Source organism: Micromonospora sp. NPDC005305 (genome assembly GCF_040607315.1).
GTDB lineage: Bacteria > Actinomycetota > Actinomycetes > Mycobacteriales > Micromonosporaceae > Micromonospora.
In genome coordinates this window covers 28,795-46,348 of the sequence record NZ_JBEXGL010000022.1, presented here as the reverse complement: position 1 = coordinate 46,348, position 17,554 = coordinate 28,795, and the positions used below count along the sequence as shown (strand labels likewise).

Genomic DNA, 17,554 nt, shown 5'->3' with positions numbered 1-17,554 from the left:
CGGGCCGCTCGTCTGGTCCGCTCCGGCTCGGCGTCGTGGCGGTGCGCGGGCCCGTCAGGTGTCGAGGGCGCCCACGACGTCGCCGACGACCACGATGGCGGGTGGGCGCAGTCCGGCGGCCGTCACGTCGGCGGCCACCGTGCCGAGGGTCGAGCGGAGGGTCCGCTGCCCGCTCGTGGTGCCCTCCTGGATCACCGCGGCCGGGGTGCGCGCCGCCCGGCCGTGCGCCACGAGGGTGGCGCTGATCGCCGCGAGGTTCTTCAGGCCCATGAGGATCACCAGGGTGCCGCGCAGGCCGGCGAGGGACTCCCACCGGACCAGGGAGTCGGGCGAGTCGGGCGCGACGTGTCCGGAGACCACGGTGAACTCGTGCGCCACGGCGCGGTGGGTGACCGGCACCCCGGCCGCCGCGGGCACCGAGATGGCGCTGGTCACCCCGGGCACCACGGTCACCGGCACGCCCGCCTCGGCGCAGGCCAGCAACTCCTCACCGCCCCGGCCGAAGACGTACGGGTCGCCGCCCTTGAGCCGGACCACGGCCTTCCCGGCCCGGGCGCGGTCCACCAGGATCCGGTTGATCTCCTCCTGTGCCCGGGCCGGCCCGTACGGGATCTTGGAGGCGTCGACCAGCTCGACGTCGGAGCGCAGCTCGTCGAGGAGCAGCCCGGGGACGAGCCGGTCGGCGACCACCACGTCCGCCTCGGTGAGCAGCCGCCAGCCCTTCACGGTGATCAGCTCCGGGTCCCCCGGCCCGGCGCCCACGAGCGCCACCCGCCCGCCCGCGTTGGCAGGGGCCCCCTGCTCTACCGCAGGCGCTAACAGGGGGCCCTTCCTTTCAGCCAGGAGGTTGCGCACGGCGTCGCGAACAGCCATCGCGCGGCGGGGGTCGCCGCCGCCCAGCACGGCCACCGTCACCGGGCCGTGCCGGGTCACCGCCGGGGTCCACGCGGTGGCGGCGGTCCGATCGTCGGCGCGGACGCAGAAGACGCGCCGCTCGGCGGCGGCGGCGCTGACCGCGGCCGCGGCGATCCGGTCGTCCACGGCCACCTGGACCAGCCAGGCGCCGTCCAGGTCGTCCGGTGCGAACCGGCGCGGCTCCCAGCGCAGCCGGCCGGCGTCCACGTGCGCCCGCAGCGCCGGGGTCAGCTCCGGCGCCACGAGCAGGACGTCCGCTCCGGCGTCGAGCAGCGCGGGCACCCGCCGGGTGGCCACCGCTCCCCCGCCGACCACGACCACCCGCCGGCCGGCCAGCCGCAACCCGAGCGGGTACGGGTTGCCGCTCACCGGGCCGCCTCCCCGCCGGACCGGGCCGGCGCCCTGAGCCGAGGGCCTCGCCCGCTCACTTCTCGGCCACTCCCGCCGAGTCGAAGGTGGCGACCTCGTGCAGCACCCGGACCGCGCCCGTGACGACGGGGAGCGCGAGCAGCGCGCCGGTGCCCTCGCCGAGCCGCAGCCCGAGGTCGATCAGCGGGTCCAGGCCGAGGTGCCGCAGCGCGGCCGTCGCGCCCGGCTCGGCCGAGCGGTGCCCGGCGACCATGGCCCCGACCGCGTGCGGCGCGAACGCGGCGGCGGCCAGCCCGGCGCTGACCGCGATGACGCCGTCCAGCAGCACCGGCACGCGGCGCGCGGCGGCGCCGAGCACCAGCCCGGCCAGCGCGGCGTGCTCCAGGCCGCCGACCGTGGCCAGCACGCCGAGCGGGTCGGCCGGGTCGGGTGCGTGCCGGTCCAGCGCGGCCCGCACCACGCCGACCTTGCGGGCGTACGTCTCGTCGTCGACCCCGGTGCCCCGCCCGGTCGCCGCCGCCGGGTCGACCCCGGTGAACGCGGCGATCAGCGCGGCGGCCGGGGTGGTGTTGCCGATGCCCATGTCCCCGGTGAGCAGGATGCCCGCCCCGGCGTCGACCAGCTCCCCGGCGATCCGGATGCCGGTCTCCACGGCCGCGCGGGCCTCGTCGCGGGTGAGCGCGGCGGTGACCATCATGTCCCGGGTGCCGGGCCGCACGTTCGCGGCGACCAGGCGGGGGCCGGCCGCGTCGGCGGCGGGGTCGGCCGGGAGCGGGGTGGCCACCCCGACGTCCACCACGGTGACCGACGCGCCGGCCTGCCGGGCGAACGCGTTGACCACCGCGCCGCCGGCCAGGAAGTTGCCGATCATCTGGGCGGTGACCTCCTGCGGCCACGGGGTCACACCCTGGGCGTGCACGCCGTGGTCGCCCGCGAAGATCGCCACGGCGGCCGGCTCGGGCAGCGGCGGCGGGCAGGTCCCGGCGAGGCCGGCGAGGCGGACGGAGAGCGGCTCCAGGGCGCCGAGCGAGCCGGCGGGCTTGGTCAGCCGGCCCTGGAGTTCGCGGGCCGCCGCCATGGCGGCCTCGTCGAGCGGCCGGATCGCCGCGACGGTGGACTCCAACATCATGCCTCCAGGATCTCCGCCAGCACGTCCGTGAAGGCGTCGGTCGTCGCCGGATCGCGCACCGCGATCCGCAGCCAGTCCGGGCCCAGCCCGGGGAAGGTGTCGCCGCGGCGGACCGCCCAGCCGCGCTCACGCAGCCGTTCCCGCACGCCGGCGGCGCCGGCCAGGTGGACCAGGACGAAGGCGCTGGCGGGACGGCCGACGACGCGTACCCCCGGCAGGCCGGACAGGCGGGCCACCAGGTGGTCGCGGTCGGCGGCGAGCCCGGCGGCGATGGCGCGCTCGGCCGCGGCGGCGGCCGGGGACGCGCAGGCCGTGGCGGCGGCGAGCGCCGGGGTGGAGACCGCCCAGAGCGGCTGGGCGGCGGCGAGCCGGGCGAGCAGCGCGGGGTCGCCGAGCAGGTAGCCGATCCGCAGCCCGGCCAGCCCCCAGGTCTTGGTGAGGCTGCGGACCACCAGGAGGCCGGGCAGGTCGCGGCGGGCGGCGAGCGACTCGGGCTCGCCCTCGACATCGGGGGCCGCCGTGGTGTCGGCGAACGCCTCGTCGACCACGAGGACCCGGCCGGGGCGGGCCAGCGCGGCGAGCGCTTCGGCGGGGTGCAGCACGGAGGTGGGGTTGGTGGGGTTGCCGAGCAGCACCAGGTCGGCGTCGGCGGGCACCCGGGCCGGGTCGAGCCGGAAGTCGTCGCCCGCGTCGAGCAGCACCCGCTCGACGTTGTGCCCGGCGGCCCGCAGGGCGGCCTCCGGCTCGGTGAACTGGGGGTGCACCACGACCGGCCGGCGGGCCTCGCGCAGCGCCCGGGCGATCAGCACGAAGCCCTCGGCGGCGCCGGCGGTGAGGAGTACCTCCTCCGGGGGACGCCCGTGCCGGGCCGCGACGGCGGCCCGGGCCGGGCCGGGATCCGGGTACGCGGCCAGTGCCCCCATCGCGGCGACCAGCGGGTCGGCCAGCCACTCCGGCATCGGGGCGCGGCGGACGTTGACCGCCAGGTCGACCAGACCGGGCGTGGCCTCGGCATCCCCGTGGTGGCCGAGGTCGGGCTCGCCCGCCGCGGCGGCGGTCCTGATCAGCTGAGCACGCATGTCCGCGATCCTGCCGGGAAGCCGCCGCCCGGGACAGCGCATCCCGGCGTGGGCCGCGTCACCACCGCTGAACCCCCTCGCCCGTTTATGAATTCTTCTCATTTCCGAATCGGAAATGTCATAGCTTGACCACGTGAGCAACCGACCCCTTGCCTCCGCTGGTCGTGCCGTGCCCCTCCTCCGCGCCGGGCTCATCGCCGGCATCGTGGTCGCCGCCGCGGCCTATCCGCTGGCCGCCGTCACCGGCATCGGAGCCAAGGCCACCGCACACGCAGTGGAGCAGAAGACGAACATCCTCAAGACCGCGCTGCCCGCCGAGACCTCGTACCTGTACGCGCCGGACGGCAAGACCGTGCTGACGATGTTCTACGAGGAGTACCGGCAGTACACCAAGATCGACGAGATGTCGCCGAACATCCAGCAGGCGATCGTCGCCGCCGAGGACAACCGCTTCTACCAGCACCACGGCGTCGACCCGAAGGGCGTGGCCCGCGCCTTCGTGTCCAACGCCCGGTCCGGCGGCGTCTCCCAGGGCGCCTCGACGATCACCATGCAGTACGTCCGGATGGCCCTGCGGGACAGCGCGAAGACGCCGAAGGAGGTCCAGGAGGCCACCCAGCAGACCAGCCTGCGCAAGGTCAAGGAGATGCGCATGGCGCTGGACATCGAGAAGCACGTCAGCAAGGAACAGATCCTCGAGCGCTACCTGAACTCCGCCTACTTCGGCCACCGGGCGTACGGGATCTACGCGGCCTCGCAGATCTTCTTCTCCAAGACCCCGGCCACCCTCAGCCCGGTCGAGGCGGCCACCCTGGCCGGCCTGGTCAAGTCCCCGTCGGAGTACGACCCGATCACCTCCGACCAGAAGGACGCCACCGGCCGGCGCAACTACGTGCTCGACAACATGGCCCGCCTCGGCTACCTCTCGCCGGACGCCGTGGCGGCGGCCAAGACCGAGCCGATCAAGCTGCGGCTCACCAACCCGCCGAACGACTGCGCCTCGCTCCTGGAGAAGTACCGGGCGACCTGGGGCTTCTACTGCGACTACCTGAAGAACTGGTGGAGCAGCCAGCCCGCGTTCGGGGACAACCGGCTGGAACGGATGGACAAGCTGCGCCGGGGCGGTTATCGCATCGTGCTCGCCCTCGACCCGAAGATCCAGGAGGCGGCGGAGAAGAACGTGGGCGCGAAGGACGGCACGGGCAGCCCGTTCGCCAACGGGCTGGTGGTCGCCGAGCCGGGCACCGGACGGATCAAGGCGATGGCGGTGAACCGGACCTATTCGCTCGACCTGGCCGAGAACCCGAACAGTTCCAACCCGGAGGCCGGCCCGAACGTCAAGGCGAACTATCCGAACACGGTCGCGCCGTTGCTCGGCGGGGGCACGCTCCCCGGGTACCAGGCCGGATCGACGTTCAAGATGTTCACGATGCTCGCCGCCCTCAACTCCGGGACGAAGCTCTCCGACACCATCAACTCGCCGTACCGCTACCAGTCGAAGGTCTACGACGGGTGGGCGCCCTCGAACGCCAGCGGCGCGATGACCGGCGTGCAGACCATGTGGTCCGGCTTCGGCAAGTCGGTGAACACCTTCTTCGTGCAGTTGGAGGAGAAGGTCGGCGCGGAGAAGGGAGTGCGCCTGGCCGAGCAGCTCGGGCTGCGCTGGCGTACCGATGTGGACCGCGAGCACGCCGCGCCGGACAAGGCGAACAAGTGGGGCGCGTTCACCCTGGGCGTCTCCGACGCCACCCCGCTGGAGGTGGCGAACGCGTACGCCGCGGTCGCGGCCGACGGCCGGTACTGCGAGGCGATCCCGGTCAACTCGATCATGAACCGGGACGGCACGCCGGCCACGTACCGCACGCCGGGCGGCGTGCAGCGGGAGGTCGCCAAGCCGCGCTGCCGGCAGGTGGTGAGCGCCGACGCGGCCCGGGCGGCCACCGACGCGGCCCGCTGCCCGACCGGAGACTCCCCGGCCAAGGGGGGCTGCGGCGGCTGGTCGACCGCGGACAGCGTGCGGGGCACGGTCGGTCGCCCGGTCGCCGGCAAGACGGGTACCACCGACAGCACCCGGTCCGCCTGGTTCGCCGGCTACACCCCGGAGCTGGCCGCGGCGAGCTTCATCGCCGACCCGGACAACCCGTTCAACGCGGTGGGTGACGGGTTGTCCCAGGTACCCGTCAACGCGGTGGCGATGACCCTGCGCGACGCCCTGAAGGGCCAACCCACCCGCCAGTTCACCCCACCATCCGACCAGATCGTGGGCTGACCGCGCCACCCCGAACCGCCCGGGGGTGCGCCCGGGCTAGTCGATCAAGAGGTTTGCGTCAGGAACCAGCCGGTTCCGCGCGCGAACCTCTTGATCGACTTTCTGTTGCGTGGTCACCGGAGGTCGGCGCTCACGAAGGACCACAGTTCCAGGTCCACCCGGGCGCCGTGGACGAAGCCGGCGTTGCGGAGGAGGCCCTCGTAGCTGAAGCCGGCCTTCTCCGCCACCCGGCGGGAGGCGACGTTGCCGGCGGCGACCCGCAGCTCGACGCGCTGGAACCCGTGCTCCAGGATCAGCGCGATGGCGACCGCGTCGACCGCCTCGACGGCCAGGCCGTAGCCGCGGGCGTGCGGGGCGATCGCGTAGGACACCTCGGTCAGCCGGGCGCCCCAGTCGGTGCGCCGGGTCCAGAGGCAGCCGACCACCCGCCGGTCCTCGCGGCGGACCACCGCCCAGTGATCGCCGTCGCCGCTGTCCCGGCGCTGCCGGGCCAGCTCGGTGCACCAGGCCCGCCCGTCGATCTGCCCCGAGGCATCGGCCAGCGGCAGCCACCGCTGGGTCTGCCGGTCCGCGAACACCTCGTCGACCGCCTCGGCGTCCGCCGCGACGAGCTGGCGGACCTCGGTGCGCGGGGTGGAGACGGTCAGCGTCGGGAACCGGCGCACCGCCACCTGACCGATCACGCCGGGGCCTCCGCGGGGGCCAGGGCCGCCGCGACCAGCCGGGCCGCGACATCCGGGTACGCGGACCAGTGCGGCACGAGCTGCGAGGCGTGCACGCCCCGCCACACGAAGCCCTCCGGGGCGCCACCCTCCCAGCGCCACGCCGCCCGCTCGCCGGCCCGCGGGGTGAGCACCGCGGCGTGCTGCTTGTGCCCCACCACCGTGGTGCCGGCCCGGGCCACCACGCTGTCGACGGCCGCGGTCGCCTCCCGGTAGCCGACCACCAGGCCGTCCCGGCTGGCGCCGATCGCGTCGAGCACCCCGCACATGGGCAGGCCGTCCAGCTCCCGGGCCAGCCAGAGCAGGCCGGCCCCCTCGGCGACCACGGGGCGGCCGGTGCGGGCCAGCTCGGCGACCGCGATGCAGAGCCGGCGGTTGGCGGAGAGCTGCTCCGCGTACGTCTCGGGGAGCCCGCCGCCGACGACCAGCGCACGGGTGCCGGCGGGCAGCGCCTCGTCGCGCAGCGGGTCGACGGTGACCACCTCGGCGCCGGCGGCGCGCAGCAGCTCAGCGGTCTCCGGGTGGCTGTAGCTGCCGCCCGGGCCGCCGGCCAGCGTGACCACCGGCCGCTCCCCGGCGGGCGGGGCGGCCGGCTCCGGCGACCACGGCGCGGCGGTCAGCTCCGGGGCGGACCGGGCCAACGCCAGCAGCCGGTCGAGGTCGATCGTGGCGGCGGCCGCCTCGCCGAGCCGGCGGACCGCCCGCTCGGCCTCGGCGTCGCGCTGGACGACCGGCACCAGGCCGTGGCGGCGGGCGGGCAGCACCGGGGGCAGCTCATGGCGGCGCAGCGCGCCGTAGACCGGCACACCCACGTCGTCGAGCGCCTCGCGCAGCATCGCCTCGTGCCGGGGTGAGGCCACCCGGTTGAGGATCACGCCGCCCAGCCAGAGCTGCTCGTCGTAGGCGCGGAAGCCGTGCACCAGGGCGGCCACCGACTGGCCCATGGCGGCCACGTCGACCACCAGCACCACCGGGCTGCGCAGCGCGGTCGCGACGGCCGCCGTGGACTCGGTCTCCGGCCGGCCGGCGATCGAGTCGTAGAGCCCCATGGTGCCCTGGACCAGCGCGAACGCGGCGTCGGCAGCGCCGTGCGCGAAGAGCGGGGCGACCCGCTCCGGGCCGACCAGCCGCGGGTCGAGGTTGCGCCCCGGGCGCCCGGCGGCCAGCCCCAGGTAGGCGGCGTCGACCTGGTCCGGCCCGATCTTGAACCCGGCCACGTCCAGCCCCCGGTCGGCGAGGGCCGCGAGCAGGCCGAGGGAGAGGGCACCGGTGCCGTGCCCCGAGGAGGGCGCGCTCAGCACGACGCGCGGCACGACGGTCATCATCGACTCCTGCTCTGGGGTGGTTTCCGCCCGCGTGACCATACCCGTCCGGACCGACGCGCGGCGGCCGGCGATCGCCCCGTTCCGGGCCGGCCGGGGCCAGTGGCGCCGCTCATACGGGTAGCCTTGGCCAACGTGTACCGGTTCCTGCTGACCCCGCGCTGGCTCGGCTATCTCGCGCTGACCCTGGTCGCGGCCGCGGTGATGGTCTTCCTCGGCAACTGGCAGCTGGACCGCTACCGGGGCCGCACCGCGATCAACGAGCGGATCGACGCCGGCGCCACCATGACCCCCGCGCCGCTGCGCGACGCCCTGCCGGCCCCCACCGGTGGCCCGGGCACCGCCGGCCCGGCCCCCGCCGACCGGCTCACCTGGATCAGGGTCACCACCACCGGCCGGTACGACAGCGCCAACGTCGTCCTGGTCCGCGGTCGCACCGTCGACAACAAGGTCGGCTTCGAGGTGCTCACCCCGCTGGTCCTCGCCGACGGCAGCGCCGTGCTGGTCGACCGGGGCTGGGTCCCGCCCGTCCCCGGCGGAAACGCCACCGCCCAGCCGCAGGTGCCGGCCGCGCCGGCCGGCGAGGTGACGGTCACCGGCCGGCTGGTGTCCAGCGAGAGCGGCGGCGGCGCGGTCGACCGGCGCGACGGCAAGCTGGAGACCCGGCGGATCAGCATCCCCCGCCTGGCGAAGCAGCTTCCCTACCCGGTGTCCGGCGGCTACGTGCTGCTCGACCAGCAGACACCGGCCGCCGACCCGACCTTCCAGGCGGTGCCCATCGGGCACACCAACAACTGGCAGAACTTCGGCTACGTGGTGCAGTGGTGGCTCTTCGCCGCCATGAGCCTGGTCGGCTACGGCTGGGTCGCCCGCCGGGAGGCGCGCCGGCTGGCCGGCCTCGACGGGCCGCGCGAGCCGGTGGACCGGGCCGCCGAGCCGGCCGCCACCTGAGTCCCGCTCCGCGCCGGGCCCGATCGCCCGGTCAGCCGGTGACCCGACCGACGTGGATGGCCCGGACCGCGTCGATGGTGTCCGCCTCGGCGGCGGTCTTGTCGTCCCGGTAGCGGATCACCCGGGCGAAGCGCAGCGCCATCCCGCCCGGGTAGCGGCTGCTCGTCTGCACCCCGTCGAAGGCGATCTCGACGACCTGCTCCGGCCGGACCCGGACCACCCAGTCGCCCTTCTCCACGGCCAGCGCGAGGAAACGCTCGGTCTGCCAGCGCAGCAACTCGTCGGTGAGCCCCTTGAACGTCTTGCCGAGCATGACGAAGTCGCCGGTGCGCGGGTCGCGGGCGCCCAGGTGCAGGTTGGAGAGCCACCCCTGCCGCCGGCCGCTGCCCCACTCGACCGCCAGCACCACCAGATCGAGGGTGTGCCGCGGCTTCACCTTGACCCAGGCCGCGCCGCGCCGGCCGGCGTCGTAGGGTGCGGCCGGGTCCTTGACCACCACCCCCTCCTGGCCGGCGTCCACCGCCGCCGCGAAGGCGGCCCCGGCCTGCTCGGCGTCGTCCACCTCCACCCGGCCGACCAGCAGCGCCGGGTCGACCGCGCCGGCCAGCGCGGCCCACCGCTCCCGGCCGGGCAGGTCGATGAGGTCCGCGCCGTCGAGGTGCAGCAGGTCGAAGAAGTACGGCGTCAGCACCGTCTCGCCGGTGCGCTCGGCCGCGGCGAGCACGGCGGGCGCCACCGGTGCGCCCCCGGTGGTGCTCGGGGTGATCCGCCGGGCGGCCCGGCTGGAGGTCTCCTGGAACGGCAGCGGGCGGCCCTCGGCGTCCAGCCCGATCGCCTCGCCGTCGAGCACCAGCTCGCGGGCGGGCAGCGCGCGGACGGCGGCCACGACCCCGGGCAGCCGGCCGGTGATGTCGTCGAGGCTGCGGGTGAAGACCGCGATGTCCCGGCCGGACCGGTGCACCTGGATGCGGATGCCGTCGAGCTTGACGTCGACCACCGCCGGGGTGCCCGTGGCAGTGAGCGCCTCGTCGACCGAGGGCGCGCTCTGCGCCAGCATCGGGGCGAGGGGGCGGCCCACCTGGAGCCCGAACCCGGCCAGCGCGGCCGCCCCGCCGGAGAGCGCCGCGACCGCCACCGCCCGCAGGTCACCGGCGAGCAGCAGCGCCCGCCGGACGGCGGCGACCGGCACGTCGGCGGCCCGGGCCACCGCCTCGGTGAGCAGACCGGCCTGGGCGCCCTGGCGCAGCTCGCCGCGGAACAGGCCGACCAGCAGCCGTTGCTCGTCGGCGGTGGCCGCGGCGAAGAGCCGGCCGAGCAGCTCGCGCCGCCGGGCCTGCGAGCCGGCGCCGCCGACCGCCGCGATCTCCTCGATCGCCGCGTCGACGCCACCCACGGTCAGGCTCGGCTCGGCGGCCGGCGGGGGCAGGTCACGCAGGCTCGCCCAGCCCACCCCGGTCTGCCGCTGCCGCAGCTCGCCGGCCAGGTAGCCGGCGCCCGCCGGCACCTCGTCGGGATCGAGCGACCGCAGCGCGGCGGCCAGCAGCTCCACCTTGGCCCGTCGGCCGCTGGTGGCGCCCACCGCCGCCGACGTGGCCGCCAGCTCAAGGAACCGCACGTCCCTCATCCTGCCAGCCACCCCCGACACCTCGGGCGCTTCCGATCGTGGCGGGTTGGCGTCCCCCAGGAACGTCAACCCGCCACGATCGCGGAAACGGCGGGCCGGCTCAGGCCGAGACGGGCTCCTCGATGCGGAGGCCCCGGGCACGCACCTCGTCGGCGACCCGGGTGAGCAGCGTGTCGAGCGCGACCAGCACGGCGGAGAGCTCGCCGAGCTGATCCTTCAGCGTGTCCTCGGGCCACGCGGAGACATCGACGTCCCCCAGAGCACTGACGGCGGCCTGGAGCCGCGACATCTCGTCGTTCGTACGCATGTTCGAGAGGCTATAACACCCCGTCGCCCGACACACCGCAAACTCCGACATCGGCCCCGAAGTTGCGGTTTCGACACCTCAGGGGCGGTTCGCGCCCGCCTCCGCGACGTTCGCGAGCAGCAGCGCCTCGGCCACGCAGACCCGGGCGAACTCGCCCAGGTGCAGGCTCTCGTTCGGCCCGTGCGCCCGGGCGTGCGGGTCCTCCACACCGGTCACCAGGATCGCCGCGGCGGGGAACATCTCCTGGAAGGTGGCGATGAAGGGGATCGACCCGCCCACGCCGATGTCGACCGGGTCGGTGCCGTCCCAGGCCCCCCGGAACGCCGCCCGCGCCGCCTCGAACATCGGCCCGGTAGCGTCGATGACGCAGGGCGAGCCGTCGTGCTCGAAGGTCACCGTCACCCGGGCGCCCCACGGGGCGTGCTTCTCCAGGTGCGCGGTCAGCGCCGCGTACGCCTGCTTCGGGTCGTCGCCCGGCGCCAGCCGTACGCTCAGCTTGGCCTTGGCGGCCGGGACCAGCGCGTTCGGCGCCTCCCCGGTGGCCGGGGCGTCGACACCCAGGATGGCCAGGGCCGGCTTCGTCCAGAGCCGGTCGGTGATCCGGCCGCTGCCGAAGAGCTGCGCGCCCTCGACGAGGCCGGCCTCCGCGCGGAACCGGTCCTCCGGGTAGTCGACGGCGGCGCCCTCCCGGCCCACCAGGCCCTCGACGGCCACGTTCCCGGCATCGTCGTGCAGCGTGCCGAGCAGCTTCACCAGGGCGGTGAGCGCGTCCGGCACGGCACCGCCGAACATGCCGCTGTGCACCGCGTGGTCGAGGGTGCGCACCTCGACGAAGCAGTTGACGATGCCGCGCAGCGAGGTGGTCAGCGCGGGCACCCCGATGTCCCAGTTGCCGGAGTCGGCGATCACGATGACGTCCGAGGCCAGCTCGTCGCGGTGCTCGGCCAGCAGCCGCTCCAGCGAGTCCGAGCCGTACTCCTCCTCACCCTCGATGAAGAGGACGACGCCGACCGGAAGCTGGTCGCCGAACGCGCGCAGCGCGGCGACGTGCGCCATGATGCCGGCCTTGTCGTCGGCGGCGCCCCGGCCGTAGAGGCGGCCGTCCCGCTCCACCGGCTCGAACGGGTCGGACTCCCAGAGCGAGAGGTCGCCGACCGGCTGGACGTCGTGGTGGGCGTACAGGAGGACGGTCGGCGCGCCGGGCGGGGCCGGCTTCGTCCCGATCACCGCCGGCTGGCCGCCGGAGCGCACGATCTTCGTGTCGAGGCCGCAGCCGCGCAGCAGCTCCGCCACCGCCTCGGCGGAACGCTCCACGTGCGAGTGGTCGAAGCCCGCGAAGGCGATGCCCGGGATGCGGACGAGTCGCTCGAGGTCGGCACGGACGCCGGGCAGTTCCCGCTCGACGGCGGCCCGCACCTCGGACTCGGACATGATCGGTGTGGTCATGACCGGAATCGTATGCCGGCCTTACCTGCCCTCGCCGTCCGAGCCCGTCTCCCCCGGCCGGCGGACGTAGTAGCGGTCGGCGTCGTGCGGCAGGTCGGGTGCGCCGTCGACCACCAGGTCCACCGCGGCCGCGGTGCCGTCGGCGGCGAAGTGCGCCCGCTCCCCGGCGTGCCAGCGGCGCAGCTCCGGCAGGGTCTCCGCGCCGTCGCGGGCGAGCGCCCGGGACAGCCGCAACCCGGCCGGCGCGGTGACGAGGACCGACAGGGTCAGCTCCGGCCGGATCGCCGCCCGCGCGGCGCTCACCCCCTCGACGATCAGCACCGGCCCGGCCGGCACCGGCACCGCCCGGTCCAGGAAGCGCCGGCGCACCCAGCTGTACCGGCGGTAGGCCCCCGGCCGGCCGGCGCGGACCGGCCCGAGCACCCACTCCTCTAACCGGGGCCAGAAGGTGAGCTGGTCGTCCCAGCCGTCGAGCAGGTCGTCGGTGCGGACCACCGGCGGCCGGGCGCCGCCGGGCAGCGCCGCGACGGCGTCCGCGAGGCGCGTGGCGAAGACACTCTTGCCCGCGCCGCTCGGCCCGTCGACCGCCACCAGTCGGGTACGCCCCAACCGCGCCGGCCCGGCCAGCACCCGCCGGGCCAACCCGGCGTACGCCTCGACCACCGCCACCGTCACCCGGCCGACGTTAGCCGTCCCCCGTCCGCTGGATCCTGCGGCACCAGCGGGCCGTTCACCGGGCGGGTCCGCCTCGCCGTCGGCATGATCGGGGGGTGCTCCATGACGTGATGAGTCCGGGCGTCGACGCCCTCCTCGAACAGGCTCGGGCCGGTCTCCGCCGGCTCACCCCGCACGACACCGTCGAGGCGGTCCGCGCCGGGGCGCTGCTGGTCGACACGCGCTCCGAGGCGCAACGCCGCGAGCAGGGCGAGCTGCCCGGGGCGATCGTCATCGACCGGACCGTGCTGGAGTGGCGGCTGGACCCGGCCAGCGCCTGGCGCATCCCGGAGTCGACCAGCTACGACCGGCAGATCGTGGTGGTGTGCCGGCAGGGTTACAGCTCCAGCCTGGCGGCCGCCAGCCTCCAGGCGCTCGGCCTGCGCCAGGCCACCGACATGATCGGCGGCGTGCAGGGCTGGCGGGAGGCGGGCCTGCCGATGTCCGACCGCCCCGCCGACATCCGCCACTGACCCCTCACACGTTCGGGGCGCCGGGTGGGATGAACGGCAGGTCCGCCGGCGGGCCGGACTCGATCAGCCGCCACAACGCCTCGGTGTCGAGGTGCTCCTCGACCAGGTCGCCGAGCAGGTCCAGGGTGCGCTCCCGGGCGGCGGCGAACGAGGTGTCCGGGGCGACCTTGAACCCGGTCCGCCCGGCCAGCGCGGCGACCTCGGTGAGGAAGCGCCGCCGGAAGGCGTCGGACTCGAAGGCGCCGTGCCAGTGGGTGCCGTGCACCGCGCCCAGCCGGGCACCCTCGCCGGCGCCGTCGGCGTAGCGGAGCAGCGGCGGCAGGCCCGGGTCGGCGGCCGAGACCTGGCCGTGGTGGATCTCGTAGCCGTGGACCGGCACATCCCCCGCCGCGGTGCCGGCGGCACGCCGGACCGTCTTGCGCGGATCGAAGGTGATCTCGACGGGGAGCAGCCCCAGGCCGGGCACGCTGCCCTGGCGGCTCTCCACCGGATCGTGGATGGCCCGGGACAGCATCTGGAACCCGCCGCAGATGCCGAGCAGCGGCTTGCCGGCGGCGGCGTGCGCCAGGACGGCGTCGGCCAGGCCGGACTCCCGCAACCATGCCAGGTCGGCCACGGTCGACTTGGAGCCGGGCAGGACCACCAGGTCGGCGGCGGCCAGCTCGGCCGGCTCGATGGTGAGCCGCACCCGGACGCCGGGCTCGGTGGCCAGCGCCTCGACGTCGGTGGCGTTGCTGATCCGGGGCAGCCGGACCACCGCCACGTCGAGCCATTCGGTGCCCCGGGGCGCCGCCGGCCGGCCGAGCACCCGCCCGTACGCGAGCGAGTCCTCTGCGTCCAGCCAGAGGTCGAGCGCCCAGGGCAGCACGCCGAGGCTGGGGCGGCCGGTGACCCGGTGCAGCATGTCCAGCCCGGGTTGGAGCAGCCCGAGGTCGCCCCGGAACTTGTTGATCACGAAGCCGGCCACGAGGGCCTGGTCGGCCGGGTCGAGCAGCGCGACCGTGCCGAACATCGAGGCGAACACCCCGCCGCGGTCGATGTCGCCGACCACGACGGCGGGCAGGCCGGCGTGCCGGGCGAGCCCCATGTTCACGTAGTCGCCGGCCCGCAGGTTGATCTCGGCCGGGCTGCCCGCGCCCTCGCAGATCACCACGTCGTACTCGGCCCGCAGTTCGGCCAACGCCGCGTACGCGGTCCCGGCGAGCCGGGGACGCAGCTCCCGGTAGTTGCCGGCGGTGACCGTGTCGACCGCCTCGCCGAGCAGCACCACCTGGCTGGCGTGGTCGCTGCCCGGCTTCAGCAGCACCGGGTTGAAGCGCAGGTCCGGCGCGAGCCCGCAGGCGGCGGCCTGCATGGCCTGGGCACGCCCGATCTCCCCGCCGCGCCCGTCCGGCCCGACCACCACGGCCGAGTTGTTGGACATGTTCTGCGCCTTGAACGGGGCGACCGACACACCACGGCGGCGCAGCCAGCGGCAGATCCCGGCGGTGAGCACGCTCTTGCCGGCGTCGGAGGTGGTCCCGGCGACCAGCAGCCCGCCGCTCATCGTCCGCTCCCCCGTCGCGTCCCGCTCCCGGCCCGCGCCCCGCTCCCCGATCGCGCCCCGCTCGCGGCCCGCGCCTGGTGGAGGGCGCGCAGCGCGGCGCGGCCGGTCGCGCCGACGAGGCGGCCGACGGTCACCGGGTACGCCGCCGCGAGGCCGAGCGCGGCCAGACCGACCGCGCCGGAGATCCGGGCGGCCCGCTTCAGGTGCCGCGCCTCGGGCCGGGGCCCGTCACCGAGGAACGGCCGGGTCTCCTCGCGTCCGAAGTAGACGTTGCGCCCGCCCAGCCGGACTCCGAGCGCCCCGGCCATCGCCGCCTCGCACTGGCCCGCGTTCGGGCTGGGGTGGTCGTTGCGATCCCGCCGCCAGACCCGCCAGGCGGTGGCGCGGTCCCCGTGCGCGGCCGGCGCCACGGCGACGGTGAGCAGCCCGGTCAGCCGGGCGGGGATCAGGTTGAGCAGGTCGTCGAGGCGGGCGGCCGGGGTGCCGAACCGCGCGTAGCGGGGCGAGCGGTGGCCGACCATGGCGTCGAGCGTGTTCGCCGCCCGGTAGCCGAGCAGGCCGGGCAGCCCGGCGACGGCGCCCCAGACCAGCGGGGCGACCACCGCGTCGGAGGTGTTCTCGGCGACCGACTCGACGGTGGCCCGGGCCAGTTCCGGCTCGTCGAGCGCCGACGGGTCCCGCCCGCAGAGGTGGTTGAGCCGGCCCCGGCCGGCGGGCAGGTCACCCGCGTGCAGGGCCCGGGCCATCAGCCGCGACTCGTGCCGCAGGGTGCGCCCGCCCAGCACCGTCCAGGTGCCGGCAGCCACCAGCGCGGCCCGGGCCACCGGGTGACGCCGGGTGGCGAGGCCGGCGGCCACCCCGAGCAGCACCGGCGCGCCGACCGCGAGCGCGGTGAACGCGGCGCCGGCCGATCGCTCGGGTCGGTGGATCCGTCGCTCCAGGGCGCCGGCCGCCCGGCCGAAGCCGGCCACCGGGTGCCACCGTTGAGGATCGCCGAGCAGCGAGTCCAGGGCGTAGCCCGCCACCAGTCCCGCCGCGTTCGCCATGGCGGTCGCCTGCCGCACCCGTCACCACCTCCGGCCGGCCAGCCTAGCCGTACGGCGGGGTGGCCACGCCGGCGTCGCCACCCCGCTCCCCCGTTGCACGATCCGGGGCTGCTCAGGCGGGCACCGCGGTCCGCCCCCGGCCCCGCCGGCCACGGCCGGACCCGGTGCCGCCCACAGCCACGCCGGCCGGATCGGGCCCGCCGCCGACCGGCTCGGCGCCCAGCTCGTCGTCGTCCGCGGCGGCGGCCAGGTCGTCGTCGTCCGCGGCGGCGGCCAGGTCGTCCGGCTCGGCGGCCAGGTCGTCCCGCCCGGCGTTCACGTCGTCCCGCTCGGTGGTCGGGCCGTCGGGCCGCTCGTCGAAGGGGTCGGCCAGCTCGTCGAGGTCGCCCGTCGTCGCGTCCGCCCCGCCGGAGAGGCCGACCCGGGAAACCGAGAACTCGGGTGGCGGGAACTCGTCGTCGAACGGCCGGTCGTCGAGCGCCGCGGGGGCCTGCCCGACCGGCACGGGCTCGGTGGCCTCGCCGTGCACCCGGCTCTCCGCCTCGGCGTCCTCGACCGTGCTGGTCGTCATGCTCGGCCGGTTGCGCAGGAACCGGGCCCGGCCCCGGGCCAGGTCGTGCCCGACGGCAACCGCCTCCAGCTCGTAGAGGGTGCGGTGGTTGCCGGCGTCGTCGGTCCAGTCGCGGGTGTAGAGGCGGCCCGCCACCACCACCGGGTCGCCGACCGCCACAGAGGCGGCCACCCCCTCGGCCAGCTTCCGCCAGCAGTTCACCCGCACCCGAAGGCTGTTGCCGTCGACCCAGCGGCCGCTCTCCCGGTCGAGGCGGCGGGCGGTCGACGCGACCTTGAAGTTGGCCACCAGGGTGTTGCTCTGGGTGGTCCGGCGCCACTCCGGCGCGGTCAGCACGTTGCCGACGATCGTGACGTACGTATCGAACATCGCCCCTCCCAGGGGAACTCGGCTTGTGGGGTGAGCCTCGGCCGGCGGCCGGCGGGGGACCAGCCGTCGCCGGGCGGGCTGTGGACGGCGGAGCCGGCTGTGGACAACCACCGGATCAAGCTCCCCGTCTGCTAGGACCAGCGGCCCTAGGGCCCTGACCTGCGAAGGAACATGGTCAGCAGCCGTGTTCCGGACGCGCCCGGATTGGGTATGAACTTGATCAACCGAGAGAAAGGGAGCGACGATGCTTCTCCGAGACGTCTGCGAGGCCCGGCGATGAGCGCCGTGGCGAACCCCGCGACCGTGGCCGAGTGCCTGCGGGTGGGCGCCGGGTTCTCCCAGGGCGACCGCACCTGGATCGCGGAGCAGTTCGCGACCCTCGACGCCCGGCTCGCCGGGTTCCACGCCGACGCCACCGAGCTGGAGGTGTCGGTCAAGGACCGGAACGCGCGGGGTCAGAAGGTCACCCTGGAGTGCTGGATCGCGGGCCGGCAGAAGATCGTCACCACCTCCTCCGAGGAGGACCTGCACGCCGCGCTCAACGACGTCCGGGACGACCTGCGCCGCCGGCTCAACGACGCGAAGACCCGGCAGGAGCCGCGCCACAACAAGCACCTGCGCGAGATCGACCAGCCCGAGGGCGTCCCCGCGCAGGCCGCCGAGCGGGCCGACGCGGAAACCGTCTGAGGCCCTCCCCCGCCC

15 protein-coding genes and 1 pseudogene are annotated in these 17,554 nt (G+C 75.7%); 4 read left to right on the top strand and 12 right to left on the bottom strand.

The features are described from left to right. Positions 1-54: 54 nt before the first annotated feature. The 3 genes from cobA to cobC are packed head-to-tail and all read right to left on the bottom strand — an operon-like array spanning position 55 to position 3,492. The gene (gene cobA, locus ABZS80_RS27340; RefSeq protein ID WP_355060228.1) at positions 55-1,284 is read right to left on the bottom strand and encodes a uroporphyrinogen-III C-methyltransferase; all 1,230 of its coding nucleotides are present in this window, start codon (positions 1,282-1,284) and stop codon (positions 55-57) included. 55 nt (positions 1,285-1,339) lie between these two features. Further along, positions 1,340-2,410 carry a nicotinate-nucleotide--dimethylbenzimidazole phosphoribosyltransferase gene (gene cobT, locus ABZS80_RS27335; protein ID WP_355060316.1) on the bottom strand — a complete coding sequence of 357 codons (1,071 nt, stop codon included), beginning with the start codon at positions 2,408-2,410 and terminating at the stop codon, positions 1,340-1,342. Then, positions 2,410-3,492 (bottom strand): Rv2231c family pyridoxal phosphate-dependent protein CobC, encoded by a 1,083-nt coding sequence (gene cobC / locus ABZS80_RS27330; RefSeq protein ID WP_355060226.1) that lies wholly within the window; start codon positions 3,490-3,492, stop codon positions 2,410-2,412. Before cobC ends, cobT begins: the two co-directional genes overlap by 1 nt. Positions 3,493-3,625: 133 nt before the next feature. Between cobC and ABZS80_RS27325 the strand changes: the two genes are divergently transcribed. Beyond that, positions 3,626-5,761 carry a transglycosylase domain-containing protein gene (locus ABZS80_RS27325; RefSeq protein WP_355060224.1) on the top strand — a complete coding sequence of 712 codons (2,136 nt, stop codon included), beginning with the start codon at positions 3,626-3,628 and terminating at the stop codon, positions 5,759-5,761. Between the two features lie 113 nt (positions 5,762-5,874). Here the strand turns inward: ABZS80_RS27325 and ABZS80_RS27320 are convergent, their stop codons facing one another. Together ABZS80_RS27320 and ABZS80_RS27315 are read right to left on the bottom strand one after the other, a co-directional pair. Further along, positions 5,875-6,444, bottom strand: coding sequence for a GNAT family protein (locus ABZS80_RS27320; RefSeq protein WP_355060222.1), 570 nt, complete (start codon positions 6,442-6,444; stop codon positions 5,875-5,877). Continuing rightward, on the bottom strand, positions 6,441-7,805 hold the full coding sequence (locus ABZS80_RS27315; RefSeq protein WP_355060220.1) for a cobyrinate a,c-diamide synthase: 1,365 nt from the start codon (positions 7,803-7,805) through the stop codon (positions 6,441-6,443). The genes ABZS80_RS27320 and ABZS80_RS27315 overlap by 4 nt, the downstream gene beginning before the upstream one ends. A 135-nt stretch (positions 7,806-7,940) precedes the next feature. Between ABZS80_RS27315 and ABZS80_RS27310 the strand changes: the two genes are divergently transcribed. Next, positions 7,941-8,756 (top strand): SURF1 family protein, encoded by an 816-nt coding sequence (locus ABZS80_RS27310; RefSeq protein ID WP_355060218.1) that lies wholly within the window; start codon positions 7,941-7,943, stop codon positions 8,754-8,756. Positions 8,757-8,787: 31 nt separating this feature from the next. Here ABZS80_RS27310 and ABZS80_RS27305 read toward each other — a convergent pair whose 3' ends face one another. From ABZS80_RS27305 to ABZS80_RS27290, 4 genes are all read right to left on the bottom strand, one after another. Continuing rightward, positions 8,788-10,380: an ATP-dependent DNA ligase gene (locus tag ABZS80_RS27305; RefSeq protein ID WP_355060216.1), complete on the bottom strand. Its 1,593-nt coding sequence runs from the start codon at positions 10,378-10,380 to the stop codon at positions 8,788-8,790. A gap of 100 nt (positions 10,381-10,480) precedes the next feature. After that, positions 10,481-10,687, bottom strand: coding sequence for a hypothetical protein (locus tag ABZS80_RS27300; RefSeq protein ID WP_151464953.1), 207 nt, complete (start codon positions 10,685-10,687; stop codon positions 10,481-10,483). 78 nt (positions 10,688-10,765) lie between these two features. Next, positions 10,766-12,118, bottom strand: a complete 1,353-nt coding sequence (locus ABZS80_RS27295; protein WP_355060314.1) for a dipeptidase — start codon at positions 12,116-12,118, stop codon at positions 10,766-10,768. Positions 12,119-12,154: 36 nt separating this feature from the next. After that, a complete protein-coding gene (locus ABZS80_RS27290; RefSeq protein WP_355060214.1) occupies positions 12,155-12,808 on the bottom strand; it encodes a hypothetical protein in 654 nt (217 codons plus the stop codon). 110 nt (positions 12,809-12,918) lie between these two features. Between ABZS80_RS27290 and ABZS80_RS27285 the strand changes: the two genes are divergently transcribed. Next, positions 12,919-13,320, top strand: a complete 402-nt coding sequence (locus ABZS80_RS27285) for a rhodanese-like domain-containing protein (protein WP_355060312.1) — start codon at positions 12,919-12,921, stop codon at positions 13,318-13,320. On the opposite strand, the pseudogene ABZS80_RS27280 reads toward ABZS80_RS27285, so the two are convergent. From ABZS80_RS27280 to ssb, 3 genes and pseudogenes are all read right to left on the bottom strand, one after another. After that, positions 13,219-14,866: pseudogene (locus ABZS80_RS27280) on the bottom strand (cobyric acid synthase); the annotation flags it as partial. The gene ABZS80_RS27285 and the pseudogene ABZS80_RS27280 sit on opposite strands and share 102 nt — an antisense overlap. Further along, complete coding sequence (locus ABZS80_RS27275; RefSeq protein ID WP_355060212.1) at positions 14,863-15,930, bottom strand: cobalamin biosynthesis protein; 1,068 nt, start codon at positions 15,928-15,930, stop codon at positions 14,863-14,865. The gene ABZS80_RS27275 and the pseudogene ABZS80_RS27280, both read right to left, overlap by 4 nt. Before the next feature lie 94 nt (positions 15,931-16,024). After that, positions 16,025-16,852, bottom strand: a complete 828-nt coding sequence (gene ssb / locus ABZS80_RS27270; RefSeq protein WP_355060211.1) for a single-stranded DNA-binding protein — start codon at positions 16,850-16,852, stop codon at positions 16,025-16,027. Between the two features lie 276 nt (positions 16,853-17,128). Between ssb and ABZS80_RS27265 the strand changes: the two genes are divergently transcribed. Next, a complete protein-coding gene (locus ABZS80_RS27265; protein ID WP_151461107.1) occupies positions 17,129-17,539 on the top strand; it encodes an HPF/RaiA family ribosome-associated protein in 411 nt (136 codons plus the stop codon). Positions 17,540-17,554: the final 15 nt, after the last annotated feature.

Bases quoted from the DNA above. Each gene is read 5' to 3' on its own strand.
- cobT (WP_355060316.1), bottom strand. From the start codon at position 2,410: ATGTTGGAGTCCACCGTCGCGGCGATCCGGCCGCTCGACGAGGCCGCC.
- cobC (WP_355060226.1), bottom strand. From the start codon at position 3,492: ATGCGTGCTCAGCTGATCAGGACCGCCGCCGCGGCGGGCGAGCCCGAC.
- ABZS80_RS27315 (WP_355060220.1), bottom strand. From the start codon at position 7,805: ATGACCGTCGTGCCGCGCGTCGTGCTGAGCGCGCCCTCCTCGGGGCAC.
- ABZS80_RS27305 (WP_355060216.1), bottom strand. From the start codon at position 10,380: ATGAGGGACGTGCGGTTCCTTGAGCTGGCGGCCACGTCGGCGGCGGTG.
- ABZS80_RS27300 (WP_151464953.1), bottom strand. From the start codon at position 10,687: ATGCGTACGAACGACGAGATGTCGCGGCTCCAGGCCGCCGTCAGTGCT.
- ABZS80_RS27295 (WP_355060314.1), bottom strand. From the start codon at position 12,118: ATGTCCGAGTCCGAGGTGCGGGCCGCCGTCGAGCGGGAACTGCCCGGC.
- ABZS80_RS27285 (WP_355060312.1), top strand. From the start codon at position 12,919: ATGAGTCCGGGCGTCGACGCCCTCCTCGAACAGGCTCGGGCCGGTCTC.
- ssb (WP_355060211.1), bottom strand. From the start codon at position 16,852: ATGTTCGATACGTACGTCACGATCGTCGGCAACGTGCTGACCGCGCCG.
- ABZS80_RS27265 (WP_151461107.1), top strand. From the start codon at position 17,129: ATGAGCGCCGTGGCGAACCCCGCGACCGTGGCCGAGTGCCTGCGGGTG.